Raw genomic sequence first — 19,363 nt, 5'->3', positions numbered from 1 at the left:
TTATCATTATGAATAAAACAATAATTGTTTCGAACCGATTACCACTACAAGTAATAATACATCAAAATACTTTAAAAATAATTCCAAGTGTAGGAGGATTAGCAACAGGAATGAAATCTGTTCATGCCGAAGGGAATGGTATTTGGGTAGGCTGGTCTGGTATTCCTGAAGAAGAATTAAGTACTGAACTTTCTGAAAAAGTTGCTAAAGAAATACGAAAAGAGAAATGTGTATCTGTTCCTTTAACTTTGGATGATGTTGAAGAATATTATGAGGGCTTTAGTAACAAAGCTTTATGGCCATTGTTTCATTATTTTATGGAATATACAGGCTTTGAAGAACACGAATGGGAGGCCTACAAACGTGTGAATCAAAAGTTTGCTGAAATAGTATTAGAAAATATTGATGATGGAGATACAGTTTGGGTACACGATTATCAATTGCTCTTGTTACCTCAACTTATTAAAGACAAAAAACCAAACATCACAATAGGATTCTTTTTACACATCCCTTTTCCTTCTTATGAAATTTTCAGAACATTTCCTTGGCGTAAAGAAATTCTTAGTGGTATGCTTGGTGCAGATCTTATAGGCTTTCACACTTACGATTATGAACGCCATTTTTTAAGTTCTGTTAAGCGAATTTTAAGATTAGATGCTCATTTTAATCAAATCAGCTATCATGACAGACTAATTAAAGTAGATTCGTTCCCTATGGGAATTGATTATGATAAGTTTTATAATGCGGCTTTAGAACACAGTAGTAATTCTAAAGAGAAATCAGAATTATATCGAAGATTGCATGAACATATTTCAGAAGACAAAAAACTCATCCTATCTATAGATCGAATGGACTATACTAAAGGAATCCCTAACAGAATAAAGGCCTTTGAATATTTTTTACATAAGTTTCCTGAATATAAGGAAAAGGTAAGACTCGTTATGCTGGCGGTTCCTTCTCGATCTAATGTTACCCAATATAAAAAACTAAAGAGAGAAACCGATGAGCTAGTAGGTCGTATCAATGGCAAATTTGCCACAGTAAGTTGGACACCCATTTGGTATTTTTATAGGTCCATGCCCTTTGACAAATTAATAGATTTATATATTTCTTCTGATGTCGCTCTTATCACTCCCTTAAGAGACGGAATGAATTTAGTGGCTAAAGAATACGTTGCTACCCGAATTAATAACGATGGTGTATTAATCTTAAGTGAAATGGCTGGAGCCTCTCTAGAAATGAATGAAGCCCTAATTATTAACCCCAACAGTTTTGAAGACTTTGCTAATAATCTAAAACGTGCTTTAACAATGCCACTGAAAGATCAAAAATCACGAATGAAATTTTTACAAAAGCGTTTAAAGCGATATAACGTAGAAAAATGGGCAAAAGAGTTTTTAAAATCATTAGAAGAAACCAACGAACTCAAAAGCAACATCATTACTAAAAAACTGCTTGGCGAATATGAGAATAATCTGGTGAACGATTTTAATAAGAAAAAGAAAAAATTATTACTCTTAGATTATGATGGTACTTTAATTGGTTTTAAAGACAACCCACAAGATGCCGAGCCTGATGATGAACTTTATAATATTTTAGATAAATTACAAGAAAAAGAAGATACCTCTTTAGTTCTAGTAAGTGGCAGAGACAAGGAAACCTTTAAAAAATGGTTTGGTCATAAACAATATACTTTGATTACTGATCATGGTGTTTGGTTATATCAAAATAATGAGTGGACAGCTTTAGAGCGACCAAAAACAGATTGGATGCAAAGTATTAAGCCTATTTTGGAAACTTTTGTAGATAGAACACCTGGAACCTTTATTGAAACTAAAAAATATTCACTAGCTTGGCATTATAGAATGACAGATCCTGAGCTAGCAAAAATAAGAACCATAGAATTAAATACCGTCCTTACAAGTATGGTTGCAAATAATGACCTCTCTATCTTGAAGGGTAATAAGGTTATAGAAATTAAAAGTAGTAATGTTAATAAAGGACGAGCGGTAAGTCGTTATTTAATGCAACAAGATTATGATTTTATAACAGTAATTGGTGATGATTGGACTGATGAATACATGTTTGAAGAAGCTCCTGATTGGGCTTATACAATTAAGGTTGGTTTTACTAAAACAAAAGCAATGTACCAGATTAAAGACCCAGAGCAAGTTCGGCAATTATTGAATAAATTAATTTGAATAACCAAAGCTCAACCAAACTTCTTAAAAAATTAGACTTTAAGAGTTAAGAATAGATAAGATTGATGAAACAAATTCAAAGTTGATTTTATTCAGACTGAATAATAGCAATAAAAATAACCTAAAGAATTAAATCCTTGGACTGCTATCAATCTAATCGTTCATACTTACATTTAAACTTCAAATTAAATTCCTATCTTTAAACAAACAAGTATGATTATTAGGTCATAAATTAAGTTAATTAATGGAACATTCCGATTTATTAAATACGCTTGCCCAAATAGCCTTAGGGACTTTAGGTTTTACAGGAGTTGTTGTGGCTTTAAAACATAATTCGGATAATTGGGATAATTATGAAAAAATACGTTTTCAAGCTCTAGTCACTACAACCTTGACAGCTCTGGTTGGCTCGTTATTGCCTCAGATAATTGGTATTGCCTCTGAAGATGATTCTCTAATCTGGAAATTAGCGAACTTGGGTATTGGATTAATGCATCTAGTAAACTTTGGCTCAATCATTTCTACCGCTGTTAAATATAAAATTAAACCCGAATTTAGAGGAATTAAAGATATCCTAGATACCATAATTGGTCCAGCTTTGATACTATTACATTTTATAGCAGCATTAGGTTATATCCCTTGGCTAAAATTATTGCTTGTTATTGGTGTCTTGCAACAATTGTATATTGGAATTAGTAACTTTCTAGTATTTATTAGTTGGAAAAAAGTTGATAAAAACCTTTAACTTCGTACAACAAAGTGTATAGTCTATTGTCTCGCTATTTCCTCCAGCAGAATTTCAACCACAAGCTGCCCATTTAAAACTAAATCATACACAAATACGTTGTCTGTATTAAAACCAACCAAATAGTATACAACATTCGAAAATCTGTATAAGAAAATAAGTCCACCTCTACCCGATCTTTGCCTTATTCTTTTAATTAATAAAAAAATAACAAAATGAATACAAATCAATTTGGCAAAAAAGGTTGGACACCTGATAGGATAAAAAAATTGAACGGTAAAACATTCGTTATAACAGGTACTACAAGTGGAACAGGTTTTGAGGCAACAAAAATATTGCTTTCAAAAGGCGCAAAGGTGGTAATGCTTAATAGAAACGCACTAAAGGCTGAAAATACTATTAAAACTCTAAAACAAGAACTTGGAAACGAGATAGACGTTTTGGCAATAAAAATGGATTTGTCGGAACAAACTTCTGTAAAAAAAGCTGCGGAAGATGTTTTAAAAACAGTTCCTCAAATCGATGCACTAATTTGCAATGCTGCAATTGCCCAAGTACCAAAACAAACGCTTACTGTAGATGGCTGGGAAAGTCAAATGGGAACAAATTATTATGGCAATTTTACACTTCAAGCTTTATTGTTCCCTCTTATTGAAAAATCAAAAGGACGAATTGTGACTGTAGGAAGTTTGGGATATGATATGGGAATTAAAACCATTAAATTTGAGGATTTGAATTGGGATAAAGATTACACGCCAAATAATGCATATAGTCAAAGTAAACTAGCGCAGATTATGACGATCTATGAACTACAAGATAGATTGACCGCTTCTGGTAAAACAGATGTTAAAGCATATGCTTGTCATCCTGGCTCTTCAAGAACCAACTTAATAAACTCAAGTGGTAGTTTTATGATGAAATTCATCTTTAATCTCATGAAATTATCTCCATTAACACAATCTGCAGAAAAAGGTGCTTATCCGCAATTGATGTGTGCAACAGAACCAAATTTAGAGCAAAGTGGGTTTTATGGACCAACAGGAAGAAATAATTGGACAGGACCAGTTGGAGCACATAAAATAGAACCACATGCTAAAGATAAAGCAGTAGCTAAAAGATTATGGGAACTTTCAGAAAAAGAAACTGGTGTAAATTGGAACATATAATGGCTTTAATTAAAAAAATAATGGTTGCACTACTATTTATCATCATAACTATTGGTGTCGGAACACTAATCTTTTTAAATACAGAACGATTTGGAAAACATCCATCAGGAGAGCGTTTATTAAAAATAGAACAATCATCCAATTATAAGGATGGGAGTTTTCAAAACCTTAATTATACACCAATGCTTACAGAAGGTGTTGGCTATGGCAAAGTGATGTATGAATTCCTTTTTTCCTCTAAACCAAAAGAGCCTTCTCTACAAATACCTTCGGTTAAAACTGACTTGAAAGCACTTAAAGCAAATGAAAATGTGCTGATATGGATGGGACATTCATCTTACTTTATGCAATTAGATGGTAAAAAAATATTGGTTGACCCTGTTTTTAGCGGTAATGCGTCACCTCTTTCATTTACCACTAAAGCTTATAATGGAACTGATATTTATACAACCGATGACATCCCAGAAATAGATTATTTGTTTTTATCACACGACCATTGGGACCATATGGATTATAAAACACTGAAAAAGTTGAAACCAAAAATTAAGAATGTCATTACAGGTCTTGGTAATGGTGTGCATTTAGAGGCTTGGGGATTTAATCCTGAAGTGATTTTAGAAGGAGATTGGTATGATTTTTTTAAATTTGAAAAAGGATTTGAAATACATATTACGCCTGCAAGACATTTCTCGGGAAGAGGATTTAAAAGAGCAAAAACATTATGGGCATCCTTTGTATTAAAATCACCAAATGCTACAATTTACATTGGTGGCGATAGTGGATACGATACGCATTTTAAAGATATTGGAAGTAAATTCGGACCTTTTGACTTGGCAATTCTTGAAAATGGCCAATATGATGAAAAGTGGAAGTACATTCATATGTTACCAGGCGAACAAATAATGGCTGCAACAGATTTAAATGCAAAAGCTATTTTACCTGTGCATTCGGGAAAATTCACCTTGGCCAATCACGATTGGGATGAACCACTAGTGAATATTGTAGATGAAGAAAATAGGAAAGACTATAAAATATTAACGCCAATGGTTGGAGAGCAAGTAAACTTAAACGATAGTTTACAGCAATTTAAGCATTGGTGGAACCTAAAATAATAGAAATGAAACATTTTAAAACATTATCATCATATTTAGAATATATGCAACTACCTCGTCCAGAGCATCCTATGTTGAGTGTTTATACAGCAAAGGGAGATGAGTTTTTGCCTTGCCCGAGAGAAAGTTCACCACCCATTTCAACCGATAGTTATTCTATTAGCTTTAAGAAAATAGTAAAAGGAAATATAAATTATGGTCGTACAAAATACGATTTCACGAATGGTGCTTTAATTTTCATTGCGCCAAGACAAGTGGTACAATGGGATAGTAGTATCGTTTTTGAGCAAAAGGGTTTTTCGATAAACTTTCACGAAGATTTTCTGAAAGGAACAGAATTAGCTCAACAGATTAAGAAATATAATTTCTTTTCTTATTCAGCTAATGAAGCATTGCACCTTTCGCCAAAAGAAGAAAAGCAAATAGAATCGATAGTAAATAATATTGAAATAGAATACCAAAACAACCAAGATGAGTTCAGTAAGGAAATCATCATTTCTCAATTGGACACACTATTGAAATATGCCAATCGTTTTTATGAAAGACAGTTTTTGAATAGGAAAGAATTATCAAATGACTTATTGGAACGTTTTAATTTACAATTAACAGAATACTTCGAATTAGGGCTTGTACAAGAAAAGGGTATTCCAAATATTGAAGAAATAGCAAATAAAATGTCTGTTTCGCAACGTTACTTAAGTGATACGCTTAAAAAAGAAACGGGTAAAACAACTACAGAACATTTACACTTACGCTTAATAGACGAAGCAAAAAATATTTTATTAAAACCAAATAAAAGTATTTCGGAAGTAGCCTATGAATTGGGATTTGAATATCCACAATATTTCTCAAGGTTATTCAAAAAGAAAGAAGGTATCAGTCCAACAGAATACCGAGAAAAATATAAATTAAATTAAACAATGGAACTATTAAAATTAGCCACAGAATGGGCAAAAGCCGAAGTATTCTCAACACGTTTCTTTATTTTATTCGCGATTGGATTTTTAATCGCAAGTGTTGGATTTTGGCAATTAGGGAAAACAGATTTAGCAAAGGCTTATATCATTCCTACGTTGGTAGCAGGGTTATTACTTATGACAATAGGACTTGGTTTATTTTACACCAATAAATCAAGGATTACTCAATTTGAAAAAGCATTTAGCGATGATGCAACTGCTTTTTATCAGTCCGAAATTCAACGTACAGAGAGCACTTTAAAGGAATATTCAGTTGTATTTAAGGTAATTCCAGTTCTAATTATCCTAGCTGCCTTATTAATTCTTTTTATTAGCACACCAACTTGGAGAGCAATTAGCATTACAACAATTGCTATGCTGATAATTATCTTATTAGTTGACGGAACTGCACACTCAAGAATAGATAGCTACCACAAAGAATTAAAGTTAGCGGATATTCAAAATAACTACGCACACAACATTCATAATTAATTGCTACACTAGGCTGTTAAGTGTTTGAGATGATTAAAAATTGTATATTTCATAATTGAAAAAAAGCAAGTCTAAACCTTGCTGTTTTCCTTCATCTGAACGAAACCATATACAAATGCTTTAGGCGTAAAGTAACCCAACACAAACTAAATGAATAACACAACAGACATAGCCTTCTTTAATAGAGTCGTTGACTTATATAACACATTGGAAATTCCAATCGAACAAAACAGTCAATTCTCTATAAACGATTTATTAGACATACATAAAACTATACCATATAAATCACCAGTCTTTAGAACTAACTACTACTCTTTTATATTTGTGAAAAACGGTAAAGGAAACTATACAACTGATGAGCAAACTTTTGAATACGGTTCAAGAACCATTTATTTTACAAATCCAGGACATATAAAATCTTTTGAATTTTTTGAATTAAAAGCCGCCTACCTTATCACGTTTAGTGAAGAATTTCTAAAGACAAATATGCATCAAAACATTTTTTCCGAATTTCCATTCCTGCTTTCAGAAACCGTTCCGCCACAAAATCCTAGTGAAAAACAATACAAAGAGATTGAAACTATCTATCTTCAAATTCTGAATGAATACCAAAGTAATTCACTTTATAAAGAAAAAATTATTAGCAGCTTACTTGTTGCTTTATTACTAAAAATTAAAGCTTTATTTTGGCAAAACTACCATCCTTTGGAAGAGGGAAGCAATCAATCGCGAATTGTAAAAGCATTTAAGGAAAATTTAGAAAAGCACTACACCGATTTGGCCAAGAACAAAGTCGATAAAATTTTTCAACCACAAGATTATGCAAATCTGCAACAGCTCAATTCAAGTTATTTTAGTCAAGTAATCAAAAGTAAAACAGGCAAATCACCAAGTAGTTGGATAAATGAGCGCACTACTTCTTACGCAAAATCACTTTTAAAAAACACATCAAAATCCATTAAGGAAATAACGTATAAATTAGGTTTTTCAGAAACAGCCCATTTTAGCAATTTCTTTAAAAAGCAAACTCGCTTTTCACCTTCTACATATCGCAAAAAGAAAAACTAAAAAAATTGCAACACAAGCTAAAATTCACACAACAAAGCAACCTTATGTGCAATTTATCTTTGTACCATTATTAATTATAAAAAACAAAAACAATGGCAAAGATTAATTTAAAAGACAAAGTAGTTTTAGTTGCAGGTGGTGCTAAAAACCTTGGAGGTTTAATAAGTAGAGAGGTTGCAAAACAAGGTTCTGACGTAGTTATACATTTTAATAGTGACAGTACAAAAGCTGCTGCTGAGGAAACCTTAAAAGAAGTACAAGATTTAGGAAGAAAAGCAATTCTTATACAAAGCGATTTAACAAAAGCAGAAAATGTAAAAGCATTATTTCAAGAAGCAAAAGACAAACTTGGAAAGGTAGATGTTGCTGTTAACACTGTTGGAATGGTATTAAAGAAGCCTTTTTCAGAGACAAGTGAAGAAGAATTTGATACGATGTCTGCGGTAAATAGTAAATCAGCTTATTTCTTTTTACAAGAAGCAGGAAAAAATGTAGAAAACAATGGTAAAATTATTACTATCGTTACTTCACTTTTAGGAGCGTTCACTGGTTTATACTCAACTTACGCAGGAGGAAAGGCACCAGTAGAGCATTATACACGAGCTGCTTCTAAAGAGTTTGGGGAAAGAGGTATATCTGTAAATGCTGTTGGACCTGGACCAATGGACACACCCTTTTTCTACGGACAAGAAGCACCAGAAGCTGTTGCCTATCATAAATCGGCATCTGCTTTAGGAGGTTTAACACAAATTGAAGATATAGTTCCAATCATTACTTTTTTAGCAACCGATGGTTGGTGGATTACTGGCCAAACCATACTTGCAAATGGTGGTTATACAACTAAATAAGATGAAAAAAATTATTGGAATATTAGTAATACTTTTGAACTTGGTTGCCTGTGGGCAATCAAGTTCAACTAAATCAAACAAAAAAGAAATGGACTTATCAGCAATAACAAACAGCAACGTAAAAGCGGCTATAGAAGCTTTACAAAATGGCGATGAATCTTGGTATTCTTACTTTACCGAAAATCCAGAAATGAAAGATGACGGAAATGACAAAGATTTTCATGATTTTTTTAAGGGAGCTTTAGGAAAAGAAAAATTTCTCTCTATCGACAAAGTTGAAAATAATGGCAAAAATATTATTGGAGACTTTAAAGCAGGAATGTGGGGAACTTTTGAAGTTTATTTTAATTTCTATGAAAATGAAAATGGCAAATTTTACCGATTAGATATAGGACAAACTTCAAAACTTTAACAAGGATAAAAAAACACTACACCTAACAACAGATAAAAGTCATGTGGTTATCTGTTAAAATAAGGAACATTTCCTACTTTATTGTATCTTAGTTTTTAGAAAAATTCTAGTCGCTTAGCATCGCGCTTTTTATCTATTGGATTTTTGCCACAAATGGTTATGCTAAAAATCTAAACGAAATCATACAAACGCCTAAGTGCCAATAATTGAAAATCATATAAAAATGAAAGTTACAGTCGAAAAAAATGAAAAAGTTGCTAATATGATATTTGCATCCATTTATCCACTTTACTTAAATAGATTGGAAAAAAATGGCAGAACAAAAGAAGAACTCAACCAAGTCATAAAATGGTTTACTGGTTTGGATAATGATGATTTACAAACACTCATTGAAGAGAAAGCCACTTTTAGAACATTTTTTCAAAAAGCTAAAATTCATCCTAACGCACACCTGATTAAAGGAGTTGTTTGCGGCTATCGAATTGAAGAAATAGAGGATGAATTTGAGTTGTATAAACAATGTAGACGTATGGAAAAGCTCATTGATGAATTAGCGAGAGGTCGTAAAATGGAAAAAATTTTACGAGAAGAAAAGAAGTAAAACTGATAACAACGTGTATCATTCATGTTAACACATGAACTTCAAATTAAATTCATATCTTTAAACTAGTGTAATGACTTTGTCATAAACAGCTCATCCTAACGTAAAGCGTTTCGGCTGAAAATCCATATAAAACCGAACACAAACATCTTGAGAATAAGCTATAAAAATCAAAATAAAACATGAACTATAAATTCAATTCAAAAAGAAAAAAAACACTGCAATATATAGTAGCTACTTCAATAATCTATATTGGCCTCTTTAGTGTTTCTTGTAAAAAAACTGTAGACTCATCCATAAACACGGAAAGTGAATTGATAATGAAAATTAATGCTGTTCAAGAGCAGGTAATGGCGCAAGGAAATATTAGTAAAGAAGAGGAACAAGCAATGTTAAGTTTATGTAGTATTGTATCACAGAATGACGGTTTAGCAAATTATAGTCCTGATAATAGGATGGTATTAAAAGATGCGGATATCGCACCTGTTTATGATGGTTGTGAGAATCTTTCTGCAGATCAAACAAAGGAATGTTTTAATAATAAAGTATCGGCATTTATAAAACGTGAATTTAACATGAGTGTCTCTAAAGATTTAAATCTCTCAGAACCAAAGCAGGTAGAAACTTTTTTTATAATCAACGAAAGTGGAAATCTGACTGGTATGAAAGTTAGAGATTCTGAGGTAACCATTCAAGCAGAGATTTTGAGAGTGCTTAGAAAAATGCCTGTGATGAAACCTGCTATTCACAATGGAAAAAATGTTTCTGTATTATGTTCAATTATAATAAAATATGGAAATGAATTAGAAATTGATGCTGTTTATATTCCAGAACGACCAAATGATTAAAAGTTGAACCACTAATAGCAGTAAATTATAAAAAACAAATTGGCATTAAAAAAGCAGTCAATGGTTTACATTTTTCGCCAGAAGCACCAATATTGAAGGTAATAAAGATGCTTTTACTAAACTCAATTTTACTGACTTCAAAAGCTTCGGCAAGTGCGACAGAAATCTTCGTATTGGATACATTGAGTATGGATAATGTTATGAGAATTGGTGGGAATACTGAAGGTATTACTTCAGACATACTTGAAAAAGCATTAGAAATATTGAACGAATAAAACCAATGGTAACAATGCATCTCGTCCCTCCTACCTTATAAACTTCAATTAAAATTCTTATCTTTAAACAAGTATGATTTACTAGAAAAATGCAAGTCTCAACCTTACTCCTTTTTCTAGCGGGTTTTTTCACCATAAATACTCATTCGAAGCCGAAACAGTTTCGACTCAATCAGCAACGAATCATACGCAAACATCTTGTAGTCATTAAAAACTGAAATTATGAAATATTTGCTACTAATTATGTTCATATTCACACTAGGATGCTCAGAAAGTCCAAATAAAAAATATGACTTCGTTATCGCTAATGTTAATTTAATTGATGGCACTGGAGCAGCCTTAAAATCTAATGCCAACGTTTATATCAAAAACGGAAGAATTACTTTAATAAATCAAGCTGAAGTCAATAAAATGGAAACTATAATTGATGGCACAAAAAAATATTTGATTCCTGGGTTATTTGACTGCCACACACATACAAATAATTATAAAATAGATTTTCCAAAATTTATTCATTTTGGTGTTACCTCAATTTTTGTTACTGGCGGAAGCACATGCACAAATGAATATTATAAAGAAATGAGAGAAATTGGGAGTCAAGATTTAATAGCTTCACCAAGAGTTTTTCATACAAGTCAACATTTTATTATGGAAGGTAGTCATCCTGTTCGCACCTATTCATCAAGCAATTGGAGAGAAGGAAAAACAGTATTTTATTTAAAAGATACCCTACAAATAGAATCTTTAGTAAAAGAGGTATCGCAATATCCAATTCAAGGTATAAAATTAACTATTGAAGAAGGTCCAATGCCTCCTCCATTACCTAGGATGCCACAAGAATTTATAAATAAAGTAGTAAAAGAAGCTCAAAAGAATAATACTAAAGTCTTTGTACATATTAGCGACAATGTTGAGTTAAGCATGGCTTTAGAGGCTAAAATAAATAACATCATACATTTTACTGGAGTCGATTTAGATTTTGAAAGAGATCAGGAAATGGTAGATTTAATCTATCAATCTGATATTTCTTGGGTCACTACTTTAATGCTTGACAAAAGCTTTATCTACCCTCTTCATCCAGAATGGGTTAACGAAACTGAAATTAAGGATATCTACGAACCTGAGAACTATAAAAACTTAACGAGCCAGTCTGAAGTTGAAAAAGCGAAAGAACTACTATTCTTTTTTGAAAATGATTATAAACTAAAAAATCCGACACTAGAAAATATAATGGCTTTTCAAGTAGAAGACATTAAAACACTTTATGAAAATGGAGTTAATATGGTATTAGGAACTGATACTGGAAACACATATATTTTTCATGGCCATAGTTTACATGAAGAAATGCAACTTTTAGAAATGGGAGGAATGAAACCTATAGATATTATAAAAATGGGCACACACAATGCTGCAAAAATGATGGATATTCTTGATAAATTGGGAACTATTGAAAAAGGAAAAATTGCAGATATGATATTATTAGACAAAAATCCGCTTGAATCAATTAAAAATACGCTATCAATAAACACAGTATTCAAGAACGGAATTATTCAAAAAAGAATTGAACACTAAAATGTTCAACAACACTAGGTATAGCTTATTGCTAAATTGATTTATTCGAAAAATTCATACTACAATTTGTATATTTATCTAATCATACACATTCACAATATAATTCATCTTAACCAGCCAATAACTAATGATAAAATTCTTTAGACTATTCGAACTCAATTTGGCCTTTGTAAAATCAAAGCTCTTGCAGAAGTTTGGTGAGAATATACATAGTAACTTAAACATGATTTAATGATAAAGTTTTTTAGAAAAATACGATACGACCTTATGGAGAAAAACAAAACTGGAAAGTATTTTAAATACGCCATCGGAGAAATTGCACTTGTTGTTATTGGTATTTTGATTGCACTTCAAATAAATAATTGGAATGACGCTAGAAAAGAAGAAAAAGAGTTGCATCAATATTTAGCAAAAATCAGTAATAATATTAAACACGATATTAAAAATTTAAATGCGATAAAAAAGAGAAGAAGAGAAACTAATGAAGCCTGTCAAAAAGCATTGGTTAGCTTTCAAAATAATGAATACGATTTATTTGTTAACTTAAATGCAGCATTTGTTTTTATAGATTATTATTTTACACCAAACCAAAGCGGTTATGAGGCTTTAAAAAATTCATCTTATTTAGGTAAAATAAATGGCACTAAAGCTGATAGTTTAATAGACACTTACAACACCATTTTAAACAAAACAATAAAAGAAGAAATTAGCTACTTCAACTTTGTAGAAAGCATGGAAGTGATTTGGGCAGCAAAATTTGATATGTCGGAATTAATTAGTGTATATATGAATCAAAATAGTTTAAACTATGATGATCTAGATGACAATATGAAAAGTAAACTTAAAGAATCGTTCTTTGATGAATCTTTTAGATCTACAGTAACAAGAGGTGCAATACAAACAGGTATGCTAGACTATTATGATCAAATAATTGAAGTTGGTAATGAATTAATTAGTGAAATAGAAACAATTATCAAAGATTGATTCTTCAATATATTTTATAATCTAAAAAGGATGATAAATAACGAAAACACGATAACGCTAATGGCTCAGTCTTAAAGGAAAGCACTTTAGTCAAATGCTCTAAACTTTACCAAAAATATGATAAGCAACACCTTAAAACCCAATAAAATCAACTAACAGACTCAAATGTCGTAAAAATGTCGCAAACAAACCGTTACCAAAATAATAGATTCATAAGTAGTTTTGTTAAAACTTTAAACTAAATTAATTATGAACGAAATCGGAAGTAAAATTAGAGACGTAAGAAAGAAAAAAGGCCTAACTCAAGAAGAGCTAGCTGAATCTGCTAAAGTCAATTTAAGAACCATTCAACGTATTGAAAACAATGAAAGTGAACCAAGAGGAAAAACTTTAAGTTTAATTTGTGAAGTTCTTGATATTAACGTAGAAGACATTTTAGATTACGGAAAGCAAACAGATAAAAGCTACCTTATTATCTTTCATCTTTCTGTGATAATATTTTTGGTTATTCCAACAGGTAATATAATTCTTCCTTTAATTTTATGGTTGACAAAAAAAGACAAGATAATTGGACTTAAAGAAATAGGTGCTAACCTTTTAAATTTTCAAATAGTTTGGTCCATTTTAACCTTTCTTTCAATAACAACCTACGGGTTTTTTAAAATCATGCATTATGGAAAGTATGACGCCTTATTGTATACTTTCCTCGGACTATATGCATTGAATATTATTTTACCCATTTTATTTGCCCTCAAAACTAAAAATGGAGAACCTAAAAAAATGTATCCCAACCTCATTAGACTTATAAAATAAGGAAGCAAATTCAACAGAATTCTTTAACAGTAAACGATTACAAATCTATTTAACTTATTTATGAATAATTTTAACAAGCTTATAATTATTGGATTTGTTTATTTATCTCTTTTTTCATGTAAAAGTGAAAAGTCGAGTACTAAAAGTGAATCATTATATTACACAGACTCCATTTTTAGTACTCATTTAAATGAGTATCGAAAACATAATATTTATTTACCCAAAGCATTTGATAGTCTTAAGACTTACCCAATCATATTTGCAACAGATGGAAACAAAATTTCAGCAAAAAGTTTTTATAAAAAAACATTAGACTCGCTAATAGACAACAATATAATTAAACCCGTAATTTTAGTCGCAAGCCATTCCAATCGGAAAATAGCTGATAGTACGAGCTCTACAAAAGGAGACAACACTAAACATTATTTAAAATATCGATATTTTGAATACATCAATGATTATTCTAATAGTGATTCTTTATTAGTGAATAGGTTTAAAAATCATATGGCATACTTCAAAAATGAACTAATCAATCAAATAGAAAATGAATTTAATCAAAAGCTTGATAAAAATGATCGGTATTTTTATGGTGTATCAAATGGTGCTGGATTTGGATTAAGTTTGCTAAACACTCACCCAGAAATTATTGGCAACTATTTATGCTTTTCAACTTTTGGTGGTGATATTCAAACAAATACATGGAATATAAATGTGAAATATCCAAATTTGTATATGAGGTATGGCAGTGACGAACCTTTTTTTCTGAGAGAGGATGGAGAATTCTTAAAATTAAAATATAAAGAACTCAACTTGTTTTGTGACATCATCGAATATAATGGTGGACATGACTATTTAAAATGGAATGAAGCGTTTACTGAAATAATAAGTAGGTTGTTAAAATAAAAAATAACGCACAGTTTACCTCAACCTATTAAATACATTTATAACTTATTTAAATTTAAGCATTTATCATACAATTCGTATATTTAACTAATCAAAAAAAAGCAAGTTATTGATAGCTTCGTTCCTTTTTTATAAATCACCAAAAAGAAATTCAATTAGGCAGAAAGTGCTTTGGCTGAAATGGGATAATTAAATAAAATCAACGGATACGTTAGTATTCATTTTGAAAACATACCAATGAAAAAATATTTAGGAATACTATTATTAACATTAAATACTATTTCCTGTAAAGGTCAATCCAATACTAAACCTGAAAGAAATGTTGGTGGACCTTGTGAAGGTTGCGAAGCGACTTTAGATTTTAAAACACTAAACTTAATCCCAAAATCGACTGATACGCTTCCAGGGTTTAATCAAAACGAACCAAAAATTAAAATAACAGGAACAGTATTTAAAAAAGACGGAGAGACACCAGCAAAAAATATTATATTATATGTCTACCACGTTGACAGAAACGGAATTTATAAACCAAGTGATAACCCAATTGGCTGGGAAAAACGACACGGACAATACCGAAGATGGTTAAAGACTGATGAGGATGGGAAATTTACTTTCTACACATTTCGCCCTGCATCATATCCTGAAGTCCAAGAACCAGAACACATACATATTTACATTAAGGAACCAAATACAACACCATATTATATTGATAGCTATCTATTCAAGGATGATCCAATTCTTACCAAAGAAAAAAAAGAATCTGAAAAAAACAGAGGTGGCTCTGGAATAGTCGAACTCAAAATGAAAAATGGAATTTTGACAGCAAATAGAAATATAATTTTAGGCTTGAACATTCCTGACTATGAATAAAGAAGAAATATCAGGTTTCTAAATCGTTTTCCTTCTATAGAAATTTAAAAACAAGCTAAACCGCAAATTATCAGACGTTTAAATGTTAAAAAATTACTATCTTTATGTATTATTAACATTTAATTCAACAAATATGAAAAAAAAATTACAATTCTTTTTACTGTCTCTTGTTGCAGTAACTTTTGTTAATGCTCAAGACTTAATTGTCGTAGATCTTGCAGTAGCCAATCAGGTTACGATTACAGCAGGACCTGGTTTATCTGCGTCAACGATTAGTGGTAGTGATTCAACAGGGTTCTACCTCGAAGATTTCTTCACAAGCGATCAAACGTTTGCTGAAGTACTCGTCAGTGGCGACTTGACATCAGCTGCAAACACACCAGATCTTTCACCAGATCTTTTCAGAGGTGGAGGTGGTACTGATCCAGGACTGAATATTTGGAGCTACACAGATGATCCTACATCTGACTTTACTGCAGGACAAGTCGCATTCTCTGGTCAGGCGACATGGACTCTTAGTGTAGATGAATATAACGCAATGACAGGTTCGTCTAGCAGTGGTAATATCTATTTTGCTGCAGATACTGTTGATGACATTGCTGGAGGAGCCACACTAATAGGCACATACAGCGTGATAAACAATCCATTAAGCATTCCTGATGTGCAATCTTTCGAATTTTCTTACTATCCTAATCCTGTAACAGATGTCTTGAATATCACTTCACAAAAAATGATCGAGCAAGTAGAGGTTTACAATATGCTAGGTCAGTATGTAAGTGTTCAAAAGCTAAATGCTTTAAACGGAACAATAAAGACTGCAAATCTTGCCAATGGAGCTTATTTTTTTAGATCTACCTTTCAAGATGGAACAGTCAAAACTTTCAAAGTGATTAAAAAAGAATTTTAAACTTTGAGTCGTTCTAAAATAAGTTGATAACTATTATCAAATTTCAAAAAACCAGAGAAACTAATTTCTCTGGTTTTTTTTGCTAGTAACAAAGGTGAGTATTCATATTAAGACACTTCATAAGGTGAAGAAATTTTATTTCAAGAATACAATAAAAACATATTATTATAACGTGTATAATTCATACATACTCTTGAATTTCAATTAAAATTTTTATCTTTAAACAAACTGTAAATTTATTTGAAAAAAGAGCGAAACATAGCTTCTCTCCTTTCTTATTAAATTAGTTTTCAGTAAATGGTTCATTTTAAATCTGTATCAAATCATATAAGAATATATTAAGGTACATTTAATAAAACATTACTCTAAAGAGAAACTTAAATATTAATGAAAAGTATAAATCTATTTATGTTAATCCGAAAAAAAGCATACAAATAAAATGGCTGAAATTTTAACAACGATATTTTTCATTTTTGCGGTCATAGATCCAATAGGTTCAATACCAGTTTATCTTGAAGCGACAAAAGAGTTTGATTTAGTTCATAAAAAGAAAATTGCTATTCGAGCATCAATAATAGCGTTTCTAATTCTTTTATTTTTTATTGTAATTGGTCAGTTTATTTTAGAAGGCATGTCAGTCTCACTGGATGCTTTTCAAATTTCAGGAGGAGTAATTCTTTTCTTGTTTGCATTAACAATGATATTTGGAGATGGAAAGCCAGAACAGGAAAAAAATCAAATTACGGACTATAAACACGTTACAATATTTCCTATTGCAATTCCTTCAATAGCATCACCAGGAGCAATTTTGGCAGTTGTTTTGATGACAAACAATCATGTTTACACCATACGACAACAAGCCATTACAACAGTAATTGTATTATTAGTTATAGGAATTACATGTTTAATTCTTTTAACAGCAAATCATTTACAAAAGAGAATAGGCGATTACGGAATTACAGTTCTAAGTAAAATTATGGGACTAATCTTAGCTTCGTATGCTGTACAAAGCATATTAAGTGGAATTAGCAATTATTTTGTAAACTAGTAAAACTGTACTTTGCTTAGGCTTAATTAAACTCCGATTTAAATTTATATCTTTAAAACAAAAGTAAACTGATAGTAAAAAACGACTGGCTAAAAATCACACAAGTGTATATTTAATACTATTAAACAAACTTTGATAACAATGAAAAAAACTATTTTACTATTATTTAGTATAACATTATTATTTGCCTGCAATGAACAAAAAGAAATTAGTTCTATAAACCCAGAAAATTGGTTAAAGAGATCAGTTAATATAAACAACAAAGATTCACTTCAATTCGGAAAATCTTACCTCTCAATTTACTCTCAAATCCATAGCATGTCAGAACGTAAAACAACAAACCTTACAGCGATGGTTAGTCTTAGAAATACTAGCGACTTAGATACCATATATATTTTAAAGGCTGAGTACTATGACACTCATGGAACATCTATTAGAAAGTATTTTGATCAAGCTATATATTTGGCTCCTCTAGAAACCACAGAAATTATTATTGACGAATCTGATGTTTTAGGAGGTACTGGATCAAATTTTATTTTTGAGTGGAAAACACCAACAAATTGCCCTGAACCTTTATTTGAAGGCATTATGAATTCAACAATGGGCCAACAAGGTTTATCTTTTATTACCCAAGGAATTCGTATTAAATAATACGACCTTAAAATTAAACTTTTAATGATTCAAAAAACAAATATTAATCTTTAAAACGCATGAAACAAATTCACTTCTTAACCTTTATTTTGCTATTTAGTACAGTTACTGCACCTCTATATGCGCAAGAAGATCAATTTATTAAAGACTATTTAGAACGATTAGAAAATTCTCGCAAGTATTTAATTCTTGTTGCAGAAACAATGCCTGAAGAGAAATATAATTTTAGCGCTTCTCCTGAATCATTGACTTTTGCTGAAAACTTACTACATATTGGATATGCTATAGATTGGCATAGCCAATCATTATTAGGTGGTCGTGAGTCAAGAGACTGGAAAACAGACACCATCTTTAAAACTGCCAATAAGACTAAAGAAGAAATGATTGCGACAATCAACAAAACATTTGATGAAGCCATAAAATTAATTACTCAATTTGACACAAAACAATTTAACGACGAACTAGACTATTTTGGATTACAAAGAACAAAACGCCAAATCTTTTTATTACTTGCTGATCACATAACTCATCACAGAGGGCAAATGTTAGTTTATTTAAGGCTAAACGGACTTGTGCCTCCTAGGTATGTACTGTTTCAATAGTAGAAAAAGAAAAGCTCCACTAAAACACCAAGACAAAATAAATGACACCTGAAGAACTATCTAAATTAACAGATCAAGAACTTTTAGAGATGGCAAAAAAACTCAAGTCAACTACCATAATAAATGCTTTATTAATCGGTTTTATGATTGGAGTAATCATTTATAGTATTGCAAAAAATACAGTAGGTTTTTTCACACTAATTCCTTTATTTTTTATCTATAAAATTAATAAGTCTAAAAATTATGATGCCTTAAAAAAAGTATTAAACGAAAGAGGTTTAAAATAAAT

Annotated in this window: 22 protein-coding genes; 21 read left to right on the top strand and 1 reads right to left on the bottom strand. The window is 31.1% G+C overall.

Annotation, left to right across the window (positions count from 1 at the left end):
- Positions 1-8 precede the first annotated feature (8 nt).
- The 11 genes from ACFS5M_RS06895 (at position 9) to ACFS5M_RS06845 (ending at position 10,449) form a co-directional block, all read left to right on the top strand.
- Entirely contained in the window at positions 9-2,201 is a 2,193-nt protein-coding gene (locus tag ACFS5M_RS06895; protein ID WP_183487118.1) for a bifunctional alpha,alpha-trehalose-phosphate synthase (UDP-forming)/trehalose-phosphatase, read from the top strand.
- Between the two features lie 244 nt (positions 2,202-2,445).
- Positions 2,446-2,946 carry a hypothetical protein gene (locus ACFS5M_RS06890; protein WP_183487115.1) on the top strand — a complete coding sequence of 167 codons (501 nt, stop codon included), beginning with the start codon at positions 2,446-2,448 and terminating at the stop codon, positions 2,944-2,946.
- Positions 2,947-3,161: 215 nt separating this feature from the next.
- The gene (locus ACFS5M_RS06885; RefSeq protein WP_183487114.1) at positions 3,162-4,112 is read left to right on the top strand and encodes an SDR family oxidoreductase; all 951 of its coding nucleotides are present in this window, start codon (positions 3,162-3,164) and stop codon (positions 4,110-4,112) included.
- The gene (locus ACFS5M_RS06880) at positions 4,112-5,224 is read left to right on the top strand and encodes an MBL fold metallo-hydrolase (protein ID WP_379898305.1); all 1,113 of its coding nucleotides are present in this window, start codon (positions 4,112-4,114) and stop codon (positions 5,222-5,224) included. The genes ACFS5M_RS06885 and ACFS5M_RS06880 overlap by 1 nt, the downstream gene beginning before the upstream one ends.
- Positions 5,225-5,229: 5 nt before the next feature.
- Complete coding sequence (locus ACFS5M_RS06875; protein WP_183487112.1) at positions 5,230-6,141, top strand: helix-turn-helix domain-containing protein; 912 nt, start codon at positions 5,230-5,232, stop codon at positions 6,139-6,141.
- A 3-nt stretch (positions 6,142-6,144) separates the two neighbouring features.
- On the top strand, positions 6,145-6,672 hold the full coding sequence (locus ACFS5M_RS06870) for a hypothetical protein (protein ID WP_183487110.1): 528 nt from the start codon (positions 6,145-6,147) through the stop codon (positions 6,670-6,672).
- 150 nt (positions 6,673-6,822) lie between these two features.
- Positions 6,823-7,740, top strand: coding sequence for an AraC family transcriptional regulator (locus ACFS5M_RS06865; RefSeq protein WP_183487108.1), 918 nt, complete (start codon positions 6,823-6,825; stop codon positions 7,738-7,740).
- A gap of 92 nt (positions 7,741-7,832) precedes the next feature.
- Positions 7,833-8,588, top strand: coding sequence for an SDR family oxidoreductase (locus ACFS5M_RS06860; protein WP_183487106.1), 756 nt, complete (start codon positions 7,833-7,835; stop codon positions 8,586-8,588).
- A gap of 1 nt (position 8,589) precedes the next feature.
- Positions 8,590-9,000, top strand: coding sequence for a hypothetical protein (locus ACFS5M_RS06855; protein ID WP_379898301.1), 411 nt, complete (start codon positions 8,590-8,592; stop codon positions 8,998-9,000).
- Between the two features lie 223 nt (positions 9,001-9,223).
- The gene (locus ACFS5M_RS06850; RefSeq protein WP_183487102.1) at positions 9,224-9,601 is read left to right on the top strand and encodes a DUF2200 domain-containing protein; all 378 of its coding nucleotides are present in this window, start codon (positions 9,224-9,226) and stop codon (positions 9,599-9,601) included.
- Between the two features lie 182 nt (positions 9,602-9,783).
- Positions 9,784-10,449, top strand: a complete 666-nt coding sequence (locus tag ACFS5M_RS06845; RefSeq protein WP_379898299.1) for a hypothetical protein — start codon at positions 9,784-9,786, stop codon at positions 10,447-10,449.
- 25 nt (positions 10,450-10,474) lie between these two features.
- Here the strand turns inward: ACFS5M_RS06845 and ACFS5M_RS06840 are convergent, their stop codons facing one another.
- Positions 10,475-10,690: a hypothetical protein gene (locus ACFS5M_RS06840; protein WP_183487100.1), complete on the bottom strand. Its 216-nt coding sequence runs from the start codon at positions 10,688-10,690 to the stop codon at positions 10,475-10,477.
- A 256-nt stretch (positions 10,691-10,946) separates the two neighbouring features.
- Between ACFS5M_RS06840 and ACFS5M_RS06835 the strand changes: the two genes are divergently transcribed.
- The 10 genes from ACFS5M_RS06835 (at position 10,947) to ACFS5M_RS06790 (ending at position 19,361) form a co-directional block, all read left to right on the top strand.
- Entirely contained in the window at positions 10,947-12,296 is a 1,350-nt protein-coding gene (locus ACFS5M_RS06835; protein WP_183487098.1) for an amidohydrolase family protein, read from the top strand.
- A 231-nt stretch (positions 12,297-12,527) separates the two neighbouring features.
- Positions 12,528-13,280: a DUF6090 family protein gene (locus ACFS5M_RS06830; RefSeq protein WP_183487326.1), complete on the top strand. Its 753-nt coding sequence runs from the start codon at positions 12,528-12,530 to the stop codon at positions 13,278-13,280.
- 249 nt (positions 13,281-13,529) lie between these two features.
- Positions 13,530-14,093, top strand: a complete 564-nt coding sequence (locus ACFS5M_RS06825) for a DUF4870 domain-containing protein (protein ID WP_183487096.1) — start codon at positions 13,530-13,532, stop codon at positions 14,091-14,093.
- A gap of 60 nt (positions 14,094-14,153) precedes the next feature.
- On the top strand, positions 14,154-14,996 hold the full coding sequence (locus tag ACFS5M_RS06820) for an alpha/beta hydrolase (RefSeq protein ID WP_183487094.1): 843 nt from the start codon (positions 14,154-14,156) through the stop codon (positions 14,994-14,996).
- A 237-nt stretch (positions 14,997-15,233) separates the two neighbouring features.
- On the top strand, positions 15,234-15,866 hold the full coding sequence (locus ACFS5M_RS06815) for a dioxygenase family protein (RefSeq protein WP_183487092.1): 633 nt from the start codon (positions 15,234-15,236) through the stop codon (positions 15,864-15,866).
- 133 nt (positions 15,867-15,999) lie between these two features.
- On the top strand, positions 16,000-16,773 hold the full coding sequence (locus ACFS5M_RS06810; RefSeq protein WP_183487090.1) for a T9SS type A sorting domain-containing protein: 774 nt from the start codon (positions 16,000-16,002) through the stop codon (positions 16,771-16,773).
- A 439-nt stretch (positions 16,774-17,212) separates the two neighbouring features.
- Positions 17,213-17,821 carry a MarC family protein gene (locus ACFS5M_RS06805; RefSeq protein WP_183487088.1) on the top strand — a complete coding sequence of 203 codons (609 nt, stop codon included), beginning with the start codon at positions 17,213-17,215 and terminating at the stop codon, positions 17,819-17,821.
- Between the two features lie 141 nt (positions 17,822-17,962).
- On the top strand, positions 17,963-18,472 hold the full coding sequence (locus ACFS5M_RS06800) for a DUF3124 domain-containing protein (RefSeq protein WP_183487086.1): 510 nt from the start codon (positions 17,963-17,965) through the stop codon (positions 18,470-18,472).
- Positions 18,473-18,531: 59 nt separating this feature from the next.
- Positions 18,532-19,074, top strand: coding sequence for a DinB family protein (locus tag ACFS5M_RS06795; protein ID WP_183487084.1), 543 nt, complete (start codon positions 18,532-18,534; stop codon positions 19,072-19,074).
- Between the two features lie 41 nt (positions 19,075-19,115).
- Positions 19,116-19,361 (top strand): FUSC family protein, encoded by a 246-nt coding sequence (locus ACFS5M_RS06790; RefSeq protein WP_183487082.1) that lies wholly within the window; start codon positions 19,116-19,118, stop codon positions 19,359-19,361.
- The last annotated feature ends 2 nt before the right edge of the window (positions 19,362-19,363 follow it).

Origin of the sequence: Lacinutrix iliipiscaria (assembly GCF_042686125.1) — a bacterium.
Classification (GTDB): Bacteria; Bacteroidota; Bacteroidia; order Flavobacteriales; family Flavobacteriaceae; genus Oceanihabitans; species Oceanihabitans iliipiscarium.
The sequence above is the reverse complement of the archived record's forward strand: the minus strand, read 5'-3'. Positions and strand labels throughout refer to the sequence as shown.